The following is a 23,142-nucleotide window of genomic DNA, read 5'->3' on the forward strand; positions in this document are numbered from 1 at the left end:
GCTAAATATTTATGTAAATCAAATTATATATACTTTTCAAATAAATTTGATATCTTTAAAAAAAAATAGTTAACAGGTTTAAAATTAAACCTATTATTTTTTGATTGTAATTTTATTTGTGGCTTTTGATTTGCCGTAAGAAGTATATATTTTATAATTTCCAGCTCTTAATTTAAGTTTAAGTGTTAATGTAGCATAACCCTTTTTGTTAGTCTTTACAATGTATTTTTTGCCTCTAAACTTGAAAGTGATTTTTTTATTCTTTAAAATCTTACCTTTCTTATCCAATAGTTTAACTTTAAAGGTGATTTTTTTACCATATTTTACAGCTACATTTTTAGTAATCAAAACCGGTTTAACGGTGATTTTATTTGATACAGAATATCCTTTATATTTAGTGGTTATTGTGTATACTTTATTTTTCAAATTAACTTTAAGTGAAGCATAACCATCAACATTTGTTTTTACATTATATGTCTTGCCGTTTAAAATCATTTGAACGATTTCACCTGATTTAACCGGATTTCCGTTATCATCAAGGACTAAAACTTTATAGTATTTTCCAGCATATTCATACATTACCAGATTATTGTTCTGAGCAATTCTAGGTATAACAGAGATATTTTTAGTCAGGGTTTCATTATTGATTGGATTTGTTAATGTTAATGTATGATTACCCGGAGTTTGTAAAATATCTGCAGATAAATATCCCTGTGCGTCAGTGCTTTTTACATAGGTCACATCATCTATAGTGTAGACAACATTTGAATTTCTCAAAGGATTTCCTGCATTATCAAGGAATTTAACCATATATTTAGAGTTGTATGTCTTTGTTGTTGAATCAATTTCAACAATTGCACTTTTAACAATGATTAAATTGGAAACTGAACTGGAATAATACTGATAAACATCACCGGAATAGCTGACGTTAATATAATATGTTCCAACAGGAAGCTCAAACTCAAAAATAGCCTGACCATACCCATCTGAAAGCACACTTGTCCTTACACCATTTAAATCAAATGCTACAAGTTTACCTGCTAAAGCATTACCATCCAAATCAGTTAATATGATTGAATAAGTGGATTTGTAATTATGATAAGCTGTTAAATCAGCTGAAATGATTTTAGAATCCTTAATGTCAATGACAAATTGAGAAGTAATATTTTTGAAATATGGATCATCAGTGTCATTCAAGGATATAGTTACATCATAAATTCCATTTGAAATATTATTCAACGGCAGGGCTTCAGTGAAATTGTTAACATCCACAGAGTAGATTTTATCATTAATTGTTACTACAAATGTTTCATTTGGGAATGAAGAGTTTAATTTAATTATAGTATCCGTGATGAAATTATCAGGACTGGCAGTAGTGTTTTTAAGAGCTTCAACCATGATTTTATTTGTAATAGAGAATTTGGAATAGTTATCATCGCCTCTGAATTGTGAGATAATATCATAGATTCCTTCACTTAAATAAACCAATAATGATGCTTTACCGTTCATATCAGTAGTTTTGATATAATCTTTTCCATTCAAGTTAAATTCAACAGAACGATTAGTTACAGGATTTGAATTTTCATCAATCAAGGTTATATTGAAAATAGCCAATTCATTTTCCGTAACTGTCAAATCATTTGCAATTATTCTTGATTGTTTAAAATCAATTATAAACTGAGATTCAATATGATTGAAATCATAGAAATCCTCATCTAAACTGATATAAACATCATAAACTGAATTTTCGAGATTGGATAGACTTAAAGAAGCCTGATTATCATCAACAGTAATTTCATAGGTTTTATTATTGATTACAACAGTTAATGTATCATTTATGGATTTGGATAAATCAATAGTCATACTGAGATTATTTGCTGATTTTTCAATGCTTAAATCAATTGAGACTTTGCATTTGACATTAATAGAACTGACATTGCTGGTTTTGAAATGAGAATCATCACCCATAAATTCAGCTTTAACTTCATAACTACCAGGTTTTAAGTTAACTGGAATAATAACCTGACCATTACTATCAGTAGTTAAATTATAATATTGCTCACCGATTGTTAAAGCAACAGACCTATTTAAAAGAGCATCACCCTCCCCATCAGTTAGAGAAATTGCGTAATTGATGAAATCCTCATCATTAATAACTAAATCATCCAATAAAATCACAGTTTCCTTAACATCAACAACAAACTTATCACTTACAGTATCATAATCATAAACCTTATCATCTAAAGCTGCATTAACATCATAAACCCCATTAGCCAAATCAAACAAACTTAAACAACCAACACCATCAACAACACTAACAACATAAGAATTATTGTTTAAATTAATAGTCAAAGTATCATTAACAGCTTTAGACAAATTAAATACCAAATCAACATTATTTAAAGAAATACTTCTATTTAAGAAAATAACAACTTTAGATTTAACATTAATAACACTACTGTTCATAGATTTGAAATAAGAATCATCACCCATAAATTCAGCCTTAACTTCATAACTACCAGGTTTTAAGTTAACTGGAATAATAACCTGACCATTACTATCAGTAGTTAAATTATAAAATTGTCCACCAATAGTTAAAGCAACAGACCTATTTAAAAGAGCATCACCCTCCCCATCAGTTAGAGAAATTGTGTAATTAATGAAATCCTCATCATTAATAACTAAATCATCCAATAAAATCACAGTTTCCTTAACATCAACAACAAACTTATCCCTTACAGTATCATAATCATAAACCTTATCATCTAGAGCTGCATTAACATCATAAACCCCATTAGCCAAATCAAACAAACTTAAACGACCAACACCATCAACAACACTAACAACATAAGAATTATTGTTTAAATTAATAGTCAAAGTATCATTAACAGCTTTAGACATATTAAATACCAAATCAACATTATTTAAAAACATATTCCAATTTAAATTAATAGTTACTTTAGATTTGACTTTAACAACGCTGCTGCTACTGGATTTGAAATAAGAATCATCGCCCATAAACTCAGTTGTAACTTCATAATTTCCAGGTTTTAAGTTAACTGGAATTACAACTTGACCATTCATGTCTGTAAATAAATTATAAACAGTCCCATTTAAATTAATTATAATTGACCTGTTTTTTATGGAATTTAAATCTTCATCTATGAGAGAAATTGTGTAATTGATGAAATCCTCATCATTAATGAATAAATCATCCATTATAATCTCAGTTTTTCTAACATCAACAACAAACTGACCACTTACAGCATTAAAATCATAAATATTATCATCTAGACCAACATTAACCACATAAATTCCATTAACCAAATCAAACAAAGTTAAATAACCAACACCATCAACAACACCAACACCATAAGAATCAATATTAATTCCAACAGTCAATGTATCATTAACAGCTTTAGACAAATTAAAAGCCAAAGTAACATTATTGGCAAATTTATCAATACTTAAATCAATAACAACTTTACTTTTAACATTTATAACACTGGAGGAAGTGTTTTTGAAATAAGAATCATCACCAGCAACATTGACAGTCAATGTATAAATTCCAGAAGTTAAATTAATTGGAATAAAAATCTGACCATTACTATCAGTTTTATTATTAATAACAGCACCATCCAATATAATTTCAGCTTCTTTACCAACAATTAACTGATTATTACCATCAATTAAAGTAACATTATAAATGAAATAATCTTCATCATTAATAACAATATCATCACACAAAATGTTAATTTCTTTCATATCAATTACAAATTGAGCTTCTGCAACATCAAACTCATAATCATCTTCGTCTAAATTAACACTAACATCATAAACCCCATTAACCAAATCAAAGAAACTTAAATAACCAACACCATCAACAACACCAACAAGATAAGAATCATCATTAATTACAACATTTAAAGTATCATTAACAGCTTTAGACAAATTAAAAGTCAAAGTAACATTATTGGCAAATTTATCAATTTCCATACCAAGATTTACTTTTGTTTTGACTTTAATTGTTGTTGAATTATTTGATCCGATATATTTATCATCACCTTTAAATGCAATGTTTAAAGCATATATGCCTGATTTGAGATTTAAAGGAAGGATTATTTTACCGTCATCATCGGTTTTTTGATTATAATAACTTCCATTCATATTTATTTCAAAAGACTTATTTAAAACAGGATTGCCATCATTACCCATCAGATAAATTGTATAATTTAGAGTACTTTCATCATCAGTTATTAAATCCTCTGCTAAAATCTGAGTATGAATAACATCAATTTCAAATTCTGATAAAACCTCATTATACATGTAAATATCATTATTCAAGTTAACGGATAAATTATATATACCATTTTCCAAATTGAATAATCTGTGTCTTGCCATTCCGTTAATGACTTTAACTGTGGTTGTATCATTATTAATGATTAATGTCAAATAGTCAGTAATCATTTTAGATATGTTTATTGAAACCAGGACATTATTCTGAGTGACCACAGAGGTTAAATTTATATCCACTTTTGTTTTAACCTTGAAATTACTTGAAGAATCTGATTCTATATAATCATTATCTCCATTAAAGTTAATGGCTGAAACATAATCTCCAACATTTAACTCAACTAAAAATACTGCCTGACCGTTAATGTCAGTGAATGCATTATAAGTCATTCCATCCACAACAAGTTCAACAGACTTATTTGACAGAGTATTGTTAAATTCATCCACTAATAGAACAGTATAATTTTGACCTTCATCTGATATTACTGCATCATCTGCAATAATTTGTGTGCGCCTTACATCAACTATAAAACCGGTTGAATCATTATCATAAACATAAAATAGACCATTTATATCAACAGTAACATTATAAACATCATTATCCAAATTAATTAAATTTAATGAAGATGTACCATTTTTAACTTCAATTATTTCTGTTTTATTGTTAATTACAACAGTTAATGTATCATTTATTTGTTTTGAAATGTTAATGTTTAAGGTTATGTTATTTCGAACTTTATCAATTCCTAAATCAATTAAAACATGTCTTTTAAGTACAATATTTGATGTTGCATTTGAATTGAAGTAATTATTGTCCCCTTTAAAATTAATGTCAACATTATATGAGCCAGGATTTAAATTCAATGGCATTACAGCACGACCATCACCGTCAGTTGTCAGATTATAGATTTCACCATTCAGAATTACTTCAAGAGTCTTATTTAAAAGAGGATTATCATTTTCATCAAATAAAAATACTGTGTAATTCATTTCATCCTCATCTGTGATTAGCAAATCCCCTGCAAGGATTTTTGAGTTTTTCATATCTATTACAAAGGTACCGTTTACAGTGTTATTTTCATATATTGATTCGAATGGGAATGTGATATCTAATGTTAAATTATATATTCCATTTTCCAATTCCGTTAAGTTCAATGAGTATTTTCCGTCAGCAAAGGTAATTATATACTCCTGTTCATTGATAAAGAGTTTAGCTGTATTGTTGATTTTATCCATAGCTATTATATCAAGGACGATATTATTCAATTTTTGAGTTATATTGAAATCAATGCCTAATTTATATTTCTCAATGAAGAAATCTGTGTAATTTTGTGAAGATATATAGCCGTCACTTTCAAATAGTGCGTAGATATTGTTAAAAACTTCTGAAAAAGCATAATGAAGCAGGGCAATTCCATCTACAACATTAACACTGTAATAATCATTATTTACATTGAATGTTACTTCACCGCTTTTTAGAGGATTTCCGTATTGATCTAAAACTTTTGCAGTGATATTTGCAGGATTTTGATTGTTGAATTCTACAGTCAAATTCAAAGTGGTTTTAATTTCATCCAAAACAGTGAATGCTTTAATGCATGCCACCTGTGAAAGATAGTAATGTCCAGGATATGTCCAGGAAAGCTCAAATAAATCCTGCCAGTTTTCACCGTCATAACTCATATAAGAAATTCCTGGTTTATATATTAATTTGTTAAAGTTAGTTGCCTCAGATATTGGAAAAGCAGCTTCACTGTCAACTTTTATATTGAAAACAACTTCAAAAACATCTCCAATATTTAACGGAATGAGACGATTCAGGTCAATTGTATAGTAACCTGGATTGGATTTTCCTTCTTTAACAAGTTTTAGCTCATCATTTACATAAATATAAGCTGTCCAATTAGTATTTTTTTCAAAATAAGTTGAAACTGCAGCAAGATATTCATCATCTGTTGCTTCAAACATATTTTTATACCAAACAGAACTGGAAGAGTTTAAAAAGTAATCACTCATTCCGGAAATATCATACTGATAGTTTTTATCATATTTTATAGTGTCATTAAAGATTATTGTATAAGAAGCATCACTAACTCCAGGTCTTGCAAAGTTCTTATCATAATATGAAACGTAGAAATATCCTTTATTTCCCCAATTCGGACCCCAGCTGTTTTTTACAATCCATGCACCATCACCTTCAATAGAACTTCCCCTGTAAAAGTTTGATTTAGAATAGTTATCATCCCATCCTACAATGGTTACTGCATGATTACAATCCATGACATTATAGCAATAATAATTATTATTCCTCAAATAACTGTAATAAAAAGCAAAAGAAGTTGAAACTGCACCATACTGCATTAACGCTTTTTTAATTGCATCATTTTCAGTGAAATTGTCACGTTTTAAAAATAGGATATTTTGAATATGCAATATACTGTCAATTACTGGGGAAACTGCTGAATTGTCATCATGCAAATCATCGATTTCCAAAACAGGACCTAACCAACTTGTAAGGTATCCCCGAACAAGATAATCATTACCTCCTGAATTTACATCATAATTCCATCCATAATCTGAGTATAATGCCATTAAATTTTTCATGTTTTCTTCTGAGAGATCTATGGAAGTACCGTTTGCCTTTAAAATACATGACTCTATAACCGCTATTGCAGCAAATGCCCAGCAATTACCTCCTGATTCCTGGTTTTTAACAGGTGTTGTGTATCCTTCATCAATCAGATTATATTTTGAAGGCAGAACTTCAATTTCAACAGGATTTGCTTTATACATACTATAGTTTCCATTTCCAATTGTCAAATTGAGTTGGGATGTATCAAAGATGTCATCCATATAATATGCAAAGTTATCCTTAAAAATGTTATATGGTTCAATAGGGCTTTTTAATTTATTTAAAAGAGAATAAATAGCCCCTGCGGCATAAGATGCTGTGTTGTTGGTAAATATATTGGATCTCATATATAATGAAGTTGAATTATCAATAAATAATGCACCCCCGTTACGTGCTGAGTTATTTGTGAACTTGGAACCTGTTAGGGTAAAATCACCGTACATGTGATAAACTGCACCACCGTCCCATTTAGCAGAGTTATTTTCAAAATTGGCATTTGCAATTGAAACCGCTGAGTTAAGTGAAGTAATAGCTGAACCGAATGTTGAAGAGGAATTTACAAATTCAATGCTTTTTCCTGTAAAAGGAGATAATCTTAGATAAATAGCTCCGCCGGCGTCATCTACAGATATTGAATTATAAAACTTGGATTTGGAAATAGTTACATTTTTTGCTTTTTCACAGGCTATCGCCCCACCGTAATTATATGCCATGTTTGAATTGAAAATTGTATCAATTACTTCAAGATAACCGTTACCCATATAGATTGCACCGCCATAAACTGCAAAATTATGTTCAAAAGTACAGTTATTTAGAGTTACATGGGCATTCGGGTAACTTTCATGAGAATATATTGCTCCTCCGAAGTTATTTCCATAGTCATCAGGCTTAGAACCAGAACCATAGCTAAAAACAGTATTATTTGCAGTAATATCTCCATAATTGGTAATTGACATGTCTGTAAAAGTCACATTTTGAATTGTCAGACTGCTGCTTACTGTAAAACCTATACCATTATATTGTATTATTGTTTTTTCAACATCACTACCGTAAATATTGACTTTATCAATGGATTTTGCTTTGTCCAATTGATATTCACCATTGGAAAGATGAATATTGCAATTAGCTTTGATTCTATCAGCAGTCAGATATTTAAAAGGATTATCCAGTGACCCGTTACCGTCTGTTTCAGCTGATGCATTGAAATAATAATCATTTGAAGCTTTTAGGACATCCTCTGAATTAGGAACGACAAGTGAATCATCACTATCAACTGTCAGTGCTGTTTCATTATCCGCTGCAAAACTCAATGGAATAATGAGAAGCAGCAAAAATGCAAAAATGACATACTTTTTGTACAAAACTTTCCCTCCAACAATATATAATATATAATTTATGTAAATAATATTATAAATAATCAACTTTACTTAAATGAATTACTATGAAAGGAACATACTGTCTGATAATCAATTTGAATAATACCTCAAAAATTAAAATTGGTAAAAAATTAGGTAAAATCGAGTTTGATAAAGGATATTATGTCTATGTCGGTTCAGCTATGAATTCACTTGAATCACGAATAAACAGACACTTGAGTGATGAAAAAAAGATGCATTGGCACATTGACTATTTTTTAAAAGAATCTGAAATCGAAGAAGTAATATTCAATGAATCAACAAAAAAGATAGAATGCAAACTGTCACACTACATTTCAAAAAAAGCAACCTGCACACAAGGCTTTGGATGCTCTGACTGTGAATGTGAAAGCCATCTGTATTATTTTAAAAATAGAAAAGAAGCTATTGAATGTGTTGAAAATGCATATGATTCAATAGCTATGGAATTCAAATATTTCAGAAGATAAATTCCCTGTTTTTCTTGTGTTTATATGAAATTTCAAAAGAATCCAGTGCCAATTTCCTTAAAACTTCCAAATCTTCATCGTTAATGTTGACTACACTTTCCCAATCTTTTTCCAAGTCGGCAATTTCTGCTAAAATTTCCAGTCCCTTGGAAGTCAGTGTGCAGTCATACTCTAGGCCGTTATCAGGATTCAGGTCAATTTCAATCAGGCCATATTTTTCAAGTTTTTGATATTTTTTCAAATACAAACCCAAATGCAGATTAAACAAATCATCCTTTTTAGCCTTTTCAAACTGTTTAATTCTAATTCGTTTGTGATGAGGTTTTTCATGTTTTTTAACCTGTTTCAGGAGTTTAATTTGACTTTCATGCAGGAATATGCTTAAATTTTCACGGACATAAGTCATTTTAGACTCTTCAATTATGCCGATTAAAGATGAAGCTGACATTTCAGCTATTGCATTCTTGTGAGGATGGGGCATTTTATCACCTATTTCATTTGTCCGAAGATTCCTCTCATGATTCCTTTTGTAACTTCACGTGCAACAGTATTTGCTGCCTGTGAGGCTGCTCTTTCAGCCATTTTTTGGGTTTCAGATTTTTTAGCTCTTTTTCCTGTGGTCTGTTGACCCCCTCCTAATACAGTTCCCAAAATGTCGCCTAAACCGAATGCAGGCTGTTCAGGAGCAGATTCTTCAGCTTGAGTAGATTGTTCAACAGGTGCTTCATGATTTTGTTCTATTGCTTCTTCAATAGCTTCCTTGGTTTCAGGCACCACTTCGCTTTCAAGATTGGAATCCTCTTCAATTTTATTCAACAACAGTTCATATGCAGACTCAGGGTCAACCGGTTCCCAGTACTTGGATTTAAGTTCAGAGAGATTAATTAACTCAGTTCTCATTGAATCATCAATGGCTCCAATATAACTTTGAGGAGGTACAATGTCGACTTTTTGAACAATTCCAGGAACACCCTTCTCATCAAGTACAGATACCAGTGCTTCCCCTATTCCAAGTTCAGATATTACATCAGAAGTATTAAAGTCAGGATTTGGTCTGAATGTTTCAGCAGCTACCTTTACAGCTTTCTGGTCTTTTGGAGTGTATGCATGAAGGGCATGCTGGACTCTGTTACCCAATTGTGCCAAGATATCATCAGGAATATCTGCAGGAGACTGTGAAATAAAGTACAATCCCACACCTTTTGATCTGATTAGCCTTACAATCTGCTCTATTTTTTTACCGAATTCGGCAGACATGTCATCAAACAAAAGATGTGCCTCATCAAAGAAGAATACAAATTTAGGTTTGTCCATATCTCCTACTTCAGGTAAATTCTCAAAGAGTTCGGAAAGCATCCATAAAAGAAATGTTGAGTATATTTCAGGAGAAAGTGAGAGTTTTTGAGCATCCAGTATGTTAATGATACCTTTTCCGTTTTCATCCACCCTGATAAAATCATTCAAGTCAAGTGAAGGTTCAAAAAAGAAGTCATTTCCGCCCTGGTCTTCGAGAGTGATTAAGCTTCTCAGAATTGTATTTGCTGATTTTTCAGCTATTGCACCATATTCGCTTTCATACTGCGCTTTATTTTCAACAACATGATTAATCATTGCTTTTAAATCTTTTAAATCGATTATAGGTAATGAATTATTATCAGCAACCTTAAATACAATATTTAAAACACCTGATTGTGCTTCAGATAAGTTTAAGATTTTGGAAAGAAGTGTAGGTCCCATTTCAGATAATGTTACACGTACAGGAAGGCCTTTTTCGCCAAACAAATCCCAGAATTCAACAGGATATGCCTGATATTTAAATCCCATATCTGCAAGCCCATAATTTTCAACATTTGTCTTGATTTTTTCAGTTTCAGAACCGATTTTGGCAAGACCTGAAATATCTCCTTTCATATCTGCTAAAAATACAGGAACTCCCATGTCTGAAAATGATTCTGCAAGAGTCTTTAAAGTAATTGTTTTACCTGTTCCGGTTGCTCCTGCTATTAGTCCGTGTCTGTTAGCCAGTTTAGGTAACAAAAACACTTTTTCATTCTCATTACAGCCAATCAATATTTTATCTTCTGCATACATTCGTATTCACCCGTTTTCTATTTTTTTAATTAAATAATTAGTTTTTTTGACAATATTCTGTCTGTTATAAGCTTTAGCTATTCTTTTTATTGCATCCAAGTTTTTTACAAAATTATCAAGCCATGAAAAAATATCACCAGGATAAACCTGAATCTGATACTTTCTAAATAACTTATTTGATATATCTTGAGGGTCCTTGCCTTTAAGTCTTTCGTGAACTATAACTTCTGAAATTCCCCTTTGCATACAGCTGCAGAATGGCCTGTCCTGACATCTGCACTGCATGAAATCACTTTGAAGACCAATCAACGCATCCTGGAATTTTTTATCAACTTTTTCTATTGCTTCACCTGACGAAATTATATCAAGAGTGGATTCTGCAAAGAGTCTTGTTGAAAACTTGATTTTAAGGGCATTTGCAATCTGATTGTGAATAACACTTGAAAGATACGCATTTTCAAACATTTCCAAATCAAGTGCCATTGCCAATATTAATACTTTTAGCTTGTCATACTTATCCTTTTTCTTATACATCGGCGACAAGCCAACATAACGTTTTAAATAGTTATAATCATTCAATGTATTTTTGATAAACTCTGCATCATCAATTGATAAAAATGAAACTGATGTGGCTCTACCATACTTGGTAACTTCCAGTTTGTTGTTGAAACTTTTATTTATTAATCCCAAATCATCCATTTCATCAACAGCTATTTTAATACTGATGGGAACATCAATGTTTTTGTAAAACTTGTTCAGCTCATCCATTGACTTTATGGATGTTGACGAAATATCTGCAAGAATCTGTTCATATGCTGAATCCTCATCATACTCTATGTAGACATCTTCACTATTGCTTTCAAGTAAATCCAGTGCCATTGCCTCTTCAGATTCTCCTGCAAAATCATTTCCAACTTCAGGAATTAGATAAACAATTCCCCGGTCGTGATAGGAAGGCCTTCCTGCACGCCCAAGCATCTGTGAGAATTCATTCGGATTAATCCATTTGTTTCCCATAACCAGAGAGTCAAATATTACCTGTGAAGCCGGAAAGTCAACACCTGCTGCAAGAGCTGCAGTCGTTACAACACAGGATATTTTACCTTTATCAAAATCCTTTTCAATTTTTTCCTTTTTATAATAGGACAAACCGGCATGGTATGCCTTTGCATTAACACGTTTATTATTTAAGAAATTAGCAATTTGATGAGTCTTACGCCTGGAATTTGTAAATATTATGGTTTGACCCCTGTAACCCTTTTTGGATTTTGTATTGAATTCCCTTTTAGCAAGCCTTTGCATGAGATGGCGTTTTTGAGACTCATTTCTCACATAAACCAAATGTCTCTCCAACGGAACCGGCCTTTCATCATATTTAACAAGTTTCATGTTGAATTCAGAAGCTAAAAATTCAGGATTTTTAACAGTAGCTGATAGACCGATAATTTGAGTCTTAGGATATAAATGCTTTATACGTTTTATCAAACCGTTAAGACGGGTCCCACGGTCTTCATCATCAATCATATGAATTTCATCAATCAAAACAACTCCCAAATTAGACAGGGATGATGAATTTCCATTTCTTAAAAGATAATCTATTCCTTCATAGGTTGCAACTACAATATCCGCTTTGGACACATCAGAATCCGGCAAATTCAGCTCACCTTTTGCCTTGACTCTGTTTCTTCCAACCTTAATTGCAACTTTAAGACCCAACTTTGAATACTTCTTTTTAAAATCACGGTATTTCTGATTTGCAAGAGCAACAAGAGGTGTGAGAAATACGAACTTTTTACCTTTTAGAGCTTCTGTAATACCTGCAAGCTCTCCAACCAAAGTTTTACCAGATCCCGTTGCACTTACGACAAGCAAATCTTCACCCTTAAGAAGGCCTTCCTTAATGGCCAGATACTGAACAGGCAGCAATTTTGTGTTGCCGGAATCCAGAAGAACCTGCTTAAAGTCTTTAGGTATCTTAAGTCTTTTCATATCAACTGGAGGTATGATATGCTTTGATTTTCGGGTCTTGTCAAACAATGTTAAATTTCTGTTTTTTATTGCATCAAAGTGAGGGTCCAGAACAGATAAAGTCTTTTCCAAACTTCCTGTCTTTTCCAGGGTTTTTTTAAGGTTTCTGAAAATGCTTGTATCAAATCCCTGAAGTTTAAGCTCTTCTTTTATTGTGTCATGCGCACAGTCCTTACAGATCAGCTGACCGTTATACTTATAGGAATATGATGAGTTTACAATTGTAATGTTTCCTTCAAAGGCACAGTAATCACATACCTGAGTTTTTCTAACCTTAATGTTATAGGACCTTAAGAATTTCTCAACCTTTTCATCGGGAGTTGCAAGAAAAACAGCCTGAGACCTTAATAATTTAATTACTTCCCCCGGCGGAAGCAGTTTTTCATTTAAAGTGGAATTATCCTTAAAATTATAATCTGCAACAAAGCGGGAAATAGCTAATGAATCTCCTTCATGAGAAAATTTGATATTTCCAACAAATTCAGGTTCTCTTTTATGATTTAAAGCTCCTTTTGGAGAACCTATTGGATATAATCTCCACTGTTTTTTTACTTTCTTTAAAACTAGCATTATATTTAAATATATTTCTAATTGTTAATATAGTTTAAAAAACAATAAAAATAAAAAAATAGTAAAAGATTGATTAGTCAATGTAATCCGCTGCAAACATGTTTGATTACGATAAGCTTTATATAACATCATGGGCATGAAGAATACGCATGTCAAAAAAGGTGAAATTTTCAAAAACAGACACAAAAATGAAACAAATGTTAGGCCGCAAAAAAAGATATAACCAAAAAGAATTAATACATATTATTTGGTATTTAAAGAAATACACGGATTAACAGGACTTACACCAAGTCAAATAATAGAAAAAGCAAAAAAAGTGTTTTGTGAGTTGTTATTCTATCATAATAATAAAAATAATTTTATAGTATACTATCATAAAATTTGGCTGATATCCACATACACCACATTCTGATTCTAAACCGGATATAATAAGCCACATCTTGGACATTCAACCATATTACTACAACATTTGAATCAGCAAAATCATTTTTTTCTTTCATCAACAAGCTGTGGCCTGTCACCAGACTTGTCCCAGTACTTGTTTAGCTCCATTCCACAGTTGATGCATCGTGTTGCATTGTCTTTGTTTGGATAGCTGCAGTAAAAGCATTGTTTGGTCATATTAATCACCCCCAAGTAATTTCTTCTTTGCTAATGCAAACTCATCATCAGTCAATAATCCTTCCTTGTACATATTTCCAAGCCTTTCCAGTTCATCCAATAATGAACCATTTTCCTGTTTAGTTTCCTGCGGTTCTGCTGTTCCGTGTTCAAGACCCCATCCACCTTCTTCGTATTGAGCACCACATGCACGTTCGTTGATTATATTTGTTAAATGATTTCTTACATATAATGGTGAGTTAAGCTCTCCTTTTATAGAAAACAAATGCACATGAATTTCTTGATTTTCAAGTAATAATATTGTGAATTCAAACATACCCTCCTTACGATTGGCTTTTACAATATTATCATAAGGTATTCTTAAATCCTTTTGGTCCCTAGTTGATTTTTTAAAAACAATTCCTTTATTAACAACCTGTAATTCTGTTTGTAAAACACGATTTTGTTCTGTTTGTTTTATACCACTAGTTGCGGCCCATCCAACAATACCTAATGTTAATGTAGCAACACCCCTTGTAAAGCCATCATGTGTAGATATTTTCAGGTCAGTGACTGGAAAAACCACTTTGCAACTTACACCCTCAAAAATATTATTTTCTGCCAATGCTTCTTCAAATATCTCTTCTTCTGATTTATTGTTACTAAATAATCCCATATCAATCAATAGTATATCTATCCCACAAAGATAATATAAGTTGTGTATAAATTCACTAATGCAGTACACTAGTAAGCAGGAATGTAACTTTGTATTGTCTTGCTTTCATTATTAACTGGAAGCAGGAGTATATTGGTGGGAGTTTGTGTTGGTATAATTAAATTAATGTTAAATCAATAAAAACAGTGATTATTACCTAAAAAAATAAAATGTTAACTGATAAAATATAAAAAAAAAATAATTTTGTGATAAAAAAAACTTACCAAAATCCAAAAAAATTTTTAGTAAGGTGGCAAGTTTTGCACACCCTACTCAATGTAATCAAATTTGGTTTCCATAATTATAATAATTACAAATGCAATAACTGCAACAACAAGGCAAGGTAATAAACTTGCGAAGTTTAAACTAACTGAACTCATGATTTCATAACCCGGAACCCTTAGTGATCCAAGCATTACACCAATAAGAAATGCCATGGTTACTTCTTCATGATTTTTAATAAGGTAATTTAAGATTTTTGAAAATCCAAGAATACCAATTACTGCTCCAATAACAAAAACAACCAGTTCTGTAATACGAAGCTCATGAATTGCATCCAGCATGTATGCATATTGGCCAAGTAACAGTAATAAAAATGATCCTGAAATTCCAGGTAAAATCATAGCACAAATTGCAATCATTCCTGAAATAAATATAACTGGCAGAGCGTGATTTGCTGCAATCGGATTAATACTTACGAATATATAAGTTAAAATTAAACCGATAAATGCAAATAAAATATTTTTAAGGCTGATTTTACTTAGCTTTCTAAATAAAATCACAGCAGATGCTATAATTAAACCAAAGAAGAATGAATATGTTAATGCAGTGTGCACTTCCATACAGTAAGTTACAACTTTAGCCAAGGTTAGAAATGCAATACCTATACCCAATACCAGTGGAATAAAGAATTTAAAATCTATTTCTTCCAACAAAGCATTTTTAAAACCTTTGAAATCCCCTTTAAAAAGAGGTTTTATAAAAGCAAATTTAATTTTACTGATAGATTCAATCAAATGACCATAAATTCCAGTTATCAGTGCAATTGTTCCACCTGAAACACCGGGAACAATGTCTGCAGACCCCATCAAAAGCCCGCGAATAAATATAAAAAAAGCTTCCCTAATATTAAAACTCAAATTATCACCCAATAATTAATTACTATATATATTAGTAATACTTAATTTAAATAGCTTATTGAAAAAAAGAAAAAAATTTGAATAATTCAAAAAGAATTATTCATCATTAAATGGCTGAGGAAGTTCACAAACTCCACTGCCTTTTGCAAGGTATGCGTATGCAAATGCCGCACAGATTGCACCGAGAATAGGTCCGACCAGATATATCGGGAAGAATCCCCAGAGGTTTTGACCTCCTAAAATCATATCCATCAAGTATGGTCCAAATGTACGGGCAGGATTAATTGAAGCACCTGTAAATGCACCCAGTACCGCAATTACTGCAGCTACGGTCATACCTATTGATATTCCTGCAAAGCCAGGTTCGGCTTTTTTATCAACTGCTACACCCATTACGACCATCATCAGGAAGAATGTTCCTAAAAACTCAGCAAACATTGCCTGCATGTAGCTTACTCCAAGTCCCGGAGCAGTTGCACCTAATCCTCCAACAGCTACTGCCGGAGCACCAAGACATAAGAATAAAGATAAACTTGCCAAACATGCACCTATAACCTGTGCAACTATATAATAGATACTGTCAACCAAAGCAATGTTTTTGGTTACAAGAAGCCCAATAGTTACAGCAGGATTCAAGTGTGCACCGGAAATCTTTCCAAACACATAGATACATACCATTACAGTTAGACCAAATGTCAATGCAATAGCAATCCAGTCACCCAAACCTCCTAAAAGTCCGATTCCTGCAAGACCAGGAGTAACACTCTCAGAAATCAATAAAGTCACTACAGCTGATCCTGTACCAAAAAATACAAGGAAAAATGTTCCAAGAAGTTCTGCAAAGAATTTTTTTCTTATATTACAAGTCATTTACCTCACCTATACAGCTTCTCTCCATTGACAGTATTCATGTTTGTTATCCACAAGTGAAGCTGCAGCACAGTTTTTACAACCTCTTACAGGTGACCCTGGTGCCTCTTTGTTAAGTGCAATGATATTTGTCATCATGGTTGCGGTAATAGGTTCTGAAGTTAAAAGACATGGATAGTCTGCCAATCTCATAAGTGAAGAGAATCTTACTGTAATTGCGCATGCAGGATAAGTGTATCTTTGTGGATTCATTACAATTTCGCTTTCTAAAATAGGACTTAAATCAACTGCAAATCCATTGATTTTTGGTACTAATTCTCCGCCGGTGCCTGCTCTGAATTTTCTTGCTGCACTGATTGCATTGAATCCTCTGTAAATCATGTCCATGAAATCACAGTTGTGCAACTCTGCAGCCGCACCTCTTGTCGGATATTGCTGTACAAAGTTATGGAATCTTTTAGAAAATAAATCAACCACCATTGGTGCATTGAATCCATCCAATTCTAAAATGAATTCTGTTGCACATGCAGATGAACCTGTAGCTAATTTAAGCACATCAAATTCAGATTTATAATTATCCAAGTTGGATGTTAATGTGTTTGCAATAACATCTGCAGTTGAGCGAACAATAGCTAAAGTCACGTCATCCTTACACATGTTATATGTGGACTGGCCGATGTGGTGTCCGATATCTCCAACACAGTATGCAGGCACTGTTACAATGTTTCCGTAATGCACTCCATCATCCATTGCAGATTTGACAGCAGAAGTCATTGCCTTTTTGTATTTGTTCATATAATCCCTTACATCAAATGAGGAGTGGTCTGCATCATCCATCAATGTGGCCTGACCTTCAATAGGAGTTTTGTAAATCATTTGAAGTGCTGCAATTTCTTTTTCTGTTGCTTCAGCGGCAGTTGCACCGGCTTCAATAGCGTTTGCAAATGCATCTCCAATACCGTATGAAGTATTCATACCCCAAGATTTTGCAGATAAAATTGCCTGTTTATGAGCTTCAGGAATGTCTGTTTTTTGAAGTATTTGATTTACAACATTACTGGTACTTCCAGGCATTAATGCAAAGTCCACGACACATGTTGGTCCATAAAATCCACCATATCTTCTAATGGATTCCTTTGCAACAAGAGCTTCATTATCGGCAATGGCCTGAATGAATTTGTCTACACTGTCAGCAAATTCGCCGTCCTCTTCACATAATATTTCCAATACAGGAGGAGTTTGGAAGTGTTCTATGAAAGGATCGTCTTCACATTTTAGAGTGTCTGTAATGGAAGATAAAATCTCGTAGTGGTTTTTAACAGATTCCTTGTGCAGGTTAATTACTGATTCTGCCTGATTGTCCAATGCTTTCATGCCTGCTACTACATCTGCATAAAGTTTTGCATCAGTAATTTTAAAGTCGTTGTACCTGTTTTCTGATATAACTGCAACGTCCGCTTTTTGAGCAGAAATTGACTCGTTAATCATTTTCTCATATAACTCTCTCATTTTTATCACCTGATAACAAAGGCAAATCAAGTATAATTGATAAAATACTTTTCTACCTTTAGTTAATAAATAATTATTCATATTATTACATAAATATGTTTAAATAATTTTTAAAAAAAAGAAAGTTACTAATTAATATATAACCAAATAAAAAAAGAGTTAAACAATATTAAAAAAATAAAGTGGAAAAATAACCACTTCAAAAAAATAATTCAGCTAAACTGCATTGGAGCCTCGCTCACCTGTTCTTATCCTAATCACTTCTTCAACATCAGAAACGAATATTTTTCCGTCCCCAACATCACCTGTTCTGGCGCTTTCAAGAATTATGTCAATGATATCCTCCAAATCCTCTTCATTAACAATTAATTCAACCCTTGTTTTTGGAATCAAATCTATACAGTAGCTTGAACCCCTGTAGGATTCTTTAGTACCTGTTTGTCTGCCCCTTCCTTTTACAGTAGACACATTCATTCCTTCACAACCTGATGTTAAAAGTGCATGTTTAACATTTTCAAACATTTCCTCACGAATAACCGCAATAATCCTTTTCATAATATCACCAATAATTTTTAAATCCTGTAACCTGATTCCTTGTGCAATGCAGAATCAAGGCCCCTAATTTCTTCTTTATCTTCAACTCTTAAACCTATGACCTTATCCAATATTTTTGCAATAAGCAAGCTTACAACAAATGAGTAAACTACAGTTGCCACAACCGCTATCAGCTGAATTATCAACTGGTTGGGATTTCCATAAAATAGCCCGGCCACTCCATTAATGGCAGGACATGCAAACAGACCTGTAGCTATCAATCCCCAGACACCTGACAGTCCGTGAACTCCAAATACATCCAAAGCATCATCATAACCAAATCTGCCTTTAAGATTGTAAACAGCCAAATAAGATATTACGGCCGCACCGATTCCGATAACTATTGAACCTGAAAGAGTAACAAAACCTGAAGCTGGAGTAATAGCCACCAACCCTGCAACGGCACCGGTAATTGCGCCCAAAACTGTTGGTTTTCCGATTTTTATAACATCAAAAATGACCCAAAGAATCATTGCAACGGCCGCTGCAGTATTTGAAACAAGAATGGCAGAACCTGCAAGCCCGTTAGCGGCAAGAGAAGATCCTCCATTGAATCCCATCCATCCAAACCATAAAAATCCTGCTCCTAAAACTGAATAGCCCATGTTATGAGGAAGCAATGAAGGGTCCTTTCTTTTTCCCAATATTAATGCCAATGCAAGAGCGGAAACTCCGGAATTGACCTCAACGGCAACTCCTCCTGCAAAATCAATTGCGCCCATGTTCATCAGCCATCCTCCACCCCAAATCCAATGACATATCGGGATGTAAACTATGCTGACCCATAAAATAATGAATAAAATCCATGCTCTGGACTTCATCCTTCCAACAATCGAACCGGAAACGACAGCTGCAGTCAATGCAGCGAAAGTTAACTGGAAACCTGCAAATACAAATGTAGGAATAGTGCCTGTTAATGAATCAACACCTATCCCTTCCATAAACAAGTTTTGAGGGATTCCAATTATACCTGCATAACTTTCAGGAGCAAAAGCTATCTGATAACCATATAAAATCCATATTATGCTTGCTATCGCAAATGCAATAAGCGACAGAAACATCGAGTTTAATACGTTTTTTCTTTTGGATAAACCACCATAAAAAAATGCAATACCCGGAACGCTCATCAGCAAAACCATAATTGTTGCAACAAGCATCCAGGCAGTATTTCCTGTACTTAACACCATAATAATCACTAAAAATAAAATTAATGAAATTAAAACATCGGAATACCTTTTCCGACATAAATATATTGTAAAAAATAGTATTTAAAATTTAAGAAATAAAAAAATAGAGAAAAAATAGAAGAGATTATTTTCCAATATCTTCTACCAGTTCTTTTGCATAAGGAGTTATATTTTCATCAAGCATACGCTCTAAAAACTCACCGGTGTATGTTCCGGCACTTGCAATGTCTTCAGGAGTTCCAGTAGCAATTACCTCTCCACCACCGTCTCCGCCTTCAGGACCAAGGTCAATGATATGGTCAGCAGTTTTAATAACATCCAGATTATGTTCAATGACAACTACAGAATTACCCGCATCAGTAAGTCTGGCTAAAACATCCAATAATCTTTTAATATCTGCAAAATGAAGACCTGTAGTAGGTTCATCCAAGATATACAATGTTTTGCCGGTACTTGTTCTGGACAGTTCTTTTGCAAGCTTGATTCTTTGTGCTTCACCACCGGACAATGTTGTTGCAGGCTGACCGATTTTCATATATCCTAGTCCCACATCATACAGTGTCTGGAGTTTTTTGGTGATTTTTGGAATGTTTTCAAAGAATTCCAATGCCTCTTCAACAGTCATTTCAAGGACTTCATAGATATTTTTACCTTTATATCTTATATCCAAAGTCTCTTCATTGTATCTTTTACCGCCGCAGACTTCACATGGAACATAAACATCAGCCAAAAAGTGCATTTCAATTTGAACAATACCGTCACCGGAACATGCTTCACATCTTCCGCCCTTGACGTTAAATGAGAATCTTCCAGGTTTATAGCCTCTTGCTTTTGATTCAGGAGTGTTTGCAAACAAATCACGAATATCTGTAAATACACCAGTATATGTCGCAGGGTTGGATCTAGGAGTTCTTCCAATAGGTTTTTGATCTATTGCAATAACTTTATCTATATTTTCCAAACCTTCAATTTCATCATATTTTCCTGCAAAAGTGAATTTTTTAGCCAGTTTTCCCTGAGCCCCTTTATATAGGATTTCATTTATTAAACTGCTTTTACCTGAACCGCTTACGCCTGTTACACAGGTAAATTTGCCCAATGGGATTTCAACATCTATATGCTTGAGATTATTTTGAGAAGCACCTTTGATGTTGATAAACAATCCGTTACCTTCCCTTCTGGTTTTAGGAATATCGATTTTTTTGGCTCTTGAAATATACTGGCCGGTAATGGAGTCGGGATTTTTCATAATGTCAATAGGTTTTCCCTGAGCAACAATCTTACCTCCGTGCTCACCTGCACCTGGACCAATATCTACAACATAATCTGCAGATAAAATAGTTTCCTCATCGTGTTCAACGACAACCAATGTATTTCCCAAATCCTTAAGCCTTTTAAGTGCTTCAATAAGTTTAATATTATCTCTTTGATGAAGTCCAATACTTGGCTCATCAAGAATATATAAAACACCAACCAGCCCTGAACCTATTTGGGTGGCCAGTCTGATACGCTGTGCTTCACCACCTGAAAGAGTACCTGAAGACCTTGACATTGACAGATAATCAAGTCCAACCTCAACTAAAAAGCTTAAACGTTCTTTAACTTCCTTTAAAACTTCTTTTGCAATGAAATTTTCTCTTTCAGTCAGTTCCAAATCCTGGAAGAATTGATATGAATCCTTGATTGCCATATCACAAACATCAATGATTGATTTTCCGCCAACAGTAACTGCCAAAATTTCCGGCCTTAAACGTTTTCCGTCACAAACATGACATTTTCTGTCACTCATGAATTTTGAGATGTATTTTCTTGAATAGTTTGATTTGGTTTCAAGATATAATCTTTCCATTCTTGGAATGACCCCTTCAAATTTACGGTTTACCATGTAAGACTTATTTCTTCTTTTAAAAGTAAATGGAATCTTATCATTGCATCCATAAAGAATTGTATCCTGATATTCAGGGTCCAGTTCATTGAATGGAACGTCCATACTGAAATTGAAATGCTTTGAAACCGCTTCAAGCATTTGATAATAATAATTTTCCCTTTTTGAAGACTTTGACCAAGGTGCAATTGCACCTTCATTCAATGTTAATGTCTTATCAGGAACAATCAAATCAGGGTCAATCTCCATTTTGGAACCGATTCCATTACATTCAGGACAAGCCCCCTGAGGAGCATTGAATGAAAACATCCTAGGAGTTAATTCCTCAAAATTTATTCCACAGTCAACACAGGCAAAGTGTTCGGAGTATTTTTTCTCATATTCTTCTTCACCGTTATCAAACAGGACTGAAACCAAACCTTCAGTAAATTCAGCTGCAGTTTCAAGAGAATCAACAAGCCTTCTTTTGAAATCAACATCCTTTCTGGTTTTTAATCTGTCAACAACCACATCAATATTATGTCTGTATGTTTTTGCAAGCTCTATATCTTCATCCAAGTCCCTTATCTCACCATCGACTCGGACTCTTACAAAACCTTTATTTCTTAAATCTTCAAGAACATCCTTGAACTGTCCTTTTTTATCACGAACAATAGGAGAGAGAATCTGGATTTTAATTCCTTCCCCCTCTTCAATTATAGAATCTCCAATCTGACCTAAAGTCTGTTGTGAGATTTCCTTTCCACAGTTAGGACAATGAGGAATTCCAATTCTTGCAAATAATAATCTTAAATAATCATAAATTTCTGTAATTGTACCTACAGTTGATCTCGGGTTTTCTCTTGTGGTTTTCTGGTCTATTGAAATAGCTGGTGACAATCCTTCAATTGATTCCATCTCCGGCTTTTTCATTTGACCCAGGAATTGTCTTGCATAAGCTGAGAGTGATTCCACATATCTGCGCTGTCCTTCAGCATAGATTGTATCAAAAGCCAATGAAGACTTTCCGGACCCACTGAGACCTGTAATTACAATGAATTCATCACGGGGAACACTGACATCAATATCCTGAAGATTATGCTCACGTGCACCCTTAATGACAATTTGTTTTTTAGAATCTTCTGCCATAATAATCTCCTAAAATTAGTTATATAATATTAGAACA

General features: G+C 33.2%; 13 protein-coding genes. 1 reads left to right on the plus strand and 12 read right to left on the minus strand.

Going from position 1 to position 23,142, the window contains the following annotated elements; translation table 11 throughout:
- Nucleotides 1-93 precede the first annotated feature (93 nt).
- Nucleotides 94-8,286 (minus strand): C1 family peptidase, encoded by an 8,193-nt coding sequence (locus QZU75_RS07930; RefSeq protein ID WP_296882843.1) that lies wholly within the window; start codon nucleotides 8,284-8,286, stop codon nucleotides 94-96.
- 80 nt (nucleotides 8,287-8,366) lie between these two features.
- Between QZU75_RS07930 and QZU75_RS07935 the strand changes: the two genes are divergently transcribed.
- Entirely contained in the window at nucleotides 8,367-8,789 is a 423-nt protein-coding gene (locus QZU75_RS07935) for a DUF123 domain-containing protein (protein WP_296882844.1), read from the plus strand.
- On the opposite strand, the gene QZU75_RS07940 is transcribed toward QZU75_RS07935, so the two are convergent.
- The 11 genes from QZU75_RS07940 to uvrA all read right to left on the minus strand — a co-directional run bounded on the left by QZU75_RS07940 (nucleotide 8,779) and on the right by uvrA (nucleotide 23,105).
- Nucleotides 8,779-9,270, minus strand: a complete 492-nt coding sequence (locus tag QZU75_RS07940; RefSeq protein WP_296882846.1) for a hypothetical protein — start codon at nucleotides 9,268-9,270, stop codon at nucleotides 8,779-8,781. The two genes, QZU75_RS07935 and QZU75_RS07940, sit on opposite strands and share 11 nt — an antisense overlap.
- 8 nt (nucleotides 9,271-9,278) lie before the next feature.
- The gene (locus tag QZU75_RS07945; protein WP_296882847.1) at nucleotides 9,279-10,880 is read right to left on the minus strand and encodes a helicase HerA-like domain-containing protein; all 1,602 of its coding nucleotides are present in this window, start codon (nucleotides 10,878-10,880) and stop codon (nucleotides 9,279-9,281) included.
- A 6-nt stretch (nucleotides 10,881-10,886) separates the two neighbouring features.
- Complete coding sequence (locus tag QZU75_RS07950; protein ID WP_296882849.1) at nucleotides 10,887-13,478, minus strand: DEAD/DEAH box helicase; 2,592 nt, start codon at nucleotides 13,476-13,478, stop codon at nucleotides 10,887-10,889.
- A gap of 483 nt (nucleotides 13,479-13,961) precedes the next feature.
- A complete protein-coding gene (locus QZU75_RS07955) occupies nucleotides 13,962-14,099 on the minus strand; it encodes a hypothetical protein (protein ID WP_296882851.1) in 138 nt (45 codons plus the stop codon).
- A gap of 1 nt (nucleotide 14,100) precedes the next feature.
- On the minus strand, nucleotides 14,101-14,754 hold the full coding sequence (locus QZU75_RS07960; protein WP_296882852.1) for an SHOCT domain-containing protein: 654 nt from the start codon (nucleotides 14,752-14,754) through the stop codon (nucleotides 14,101-14,103).
- Nucleotides 14,755-15,062: 308 nt separating this feature from the next.
- Nucleotides 15,063-15,881 carry a DUF368 domain-containing protein gene (locus QZU75_RS07965; RefSeq protein ID WP_296882874.1) on the minus strand — a complete coding sequence of 273 codons (819 nt, stop codon included), beginning with the start codon at nucleotides 15,879-15,881 and terminating at the stop codon, nucleotides 15,063-15,065.
- Nucleotides 15,882-16,028: 147 nt separating this feature from the next.
- The gene (locus QZU75_RS07970) at nucleotides 16,029-16,802 is read right to left on the minus strand and encodes an MIP/aquaporin family protein (RefSeq protein WP_296882853.1); all 774 of its coding nucleotides are present in this window, start codon (nucleotides 16,800-16,802) and stop codon (nucleotides 16,029-16,031) included.
- A gap of 9 nt (nucleotides 16,803-16,811) precedes the next feature.
- Entirely contained in the window at nucleotides 16,812-18,311 is a 1,500-nt protein-coding gene (locus tag QZU75_RS07975) for a DUF2193 domain-containing protein (RefSeq protein ID WP_296882854.1), read from the minus strand.
- Between the two features lie 216 nt (nucleotides 18,312-18,527).
- On the minus strand, nucleotides 18,528-18,866 hold the full coding sequence (locus QZU75_RS07980; protein WP_296882856.1) for a P-II family nitrogen regulator: 339 nt from the start codon (nucleotides 18,864-18,866) through the stop codon (nucleotides 18,528-18,530).
- Between the two features lie 17 nt (nucleotides 18,867-18,883).
- Nucleotides 18,884-20,092, minus strand: coding sequence for an ammonium transporter (locus QZU75_RS07985; RefSeq protein ID WP_394350237.1), 1,209 nt, complete (start codon nucleotides 20,090-20,092; stop codon nucleotides 18,884-18,886).
- Nucleotides 20,093-20,216: 124 nt separating this feature from the next.
- A complete protein-coding gene (uvrA, locus tag QZU75_RS07990; RefSeq protein ID WP_296882858.1) occupies nucleotides 20,217-23,105 on the minus strand; it encodes an excinuclease ABC subunit UvrA in 2,889 nt (962 codons plus the stop codon).
- Nucleotides 23,106-23,142: the final 37 nt, after the last annotated feature.

This window comes from uncultured Methanobrevibacter sp. (genome assembly GCF_902764455.1).
Lineage (GTDB): Archaea > Methanobacteriota > Methanobacteria > Methanobacteriales > Methanobacteriaceae > Methanocatella.

Coding starts and splice junctions, on each gene's coding strand:
- uvrA (WP_296882858.1), bottom strand. CDS start 23,105: ATGGCAGAAGATTCTAAAAAACAAATTGTCATTAAGGGTGCACGTGAG.
- QZU75_RS07945 (WP_296882847.1), bottom strand. CDS start 10,880: ATGTATGCAGAAGATAAAATATTGATTGGCTGTAATGAGAATGAAAAA.
- QZU75_RS07975 (WP_296882854.1), bottom strand. CDS start 18,311: ATGAGAGAGTTATATGAGAAAATGATTAACGAGTCAATTTCTGCTCAA.
- QZU75_RS07965 (WP_296882874.1), bottom strand. CDS start 15,881: ATGGGGTCTGCAGACATTGTTCCCGGTGTTTCAGGTGGAACAATTGCA.
- QZU75_RS07940 (WP_296882846.1), bottom strand. CDS start 9,270: ATGCCCCATCCTCACAAGAATGCAATAGCTGAAATGTCAGCTTCATCT.
- QZU75_RS07985 (WP_394350237.1), bottom strand. CDS start 20,092: ATGGTGTTAAGTACAGGAAATACTGCCTGGATGCTTGTTGCAACAATT.
- QZU75_RS07970 (WP_296882853.1), bottom strand. CDS start 16,802: ATGACTTGTAATATAAGAAAAAAATTCTTTGCAGAACTTCTTGGAACA.
- QZU75_RS07960 (WP_296882852.1), bottom strand. CDS start 14,754: ATGGGATTATTTAGTAACAATAAATCAGAAGAAGAGATATTTGAAGAA.
- QZU75_RS07935 (WP_296882844.1), top strand. CDS start 8,367: ATGAAAGGAACATACTGTCTGATAATCAATTTGAATAATACCTCAAAA.
- QZU75_RS07980 (WP_296882856.1), bottom strand. CDS start 18,866: ATGAAAAGGATTATTGCGGTTATTCGTGAGGAAATGTTTGAAAATGTT.
- QZU75_RS07955 (WP_296882851.1), bottom strand. CDS start 14,099: ATGACCAAACAATGCTTTTACTGCAGCTATCCAAACAAAGACAATGCA.
- QZU75_RS07950 (WP_296882849.1), bottom strand. CDS start 13,478: ATGCTAGTTTTAAAGAAAGTAAAAAAACAGTGGAGATTATATCCAATA.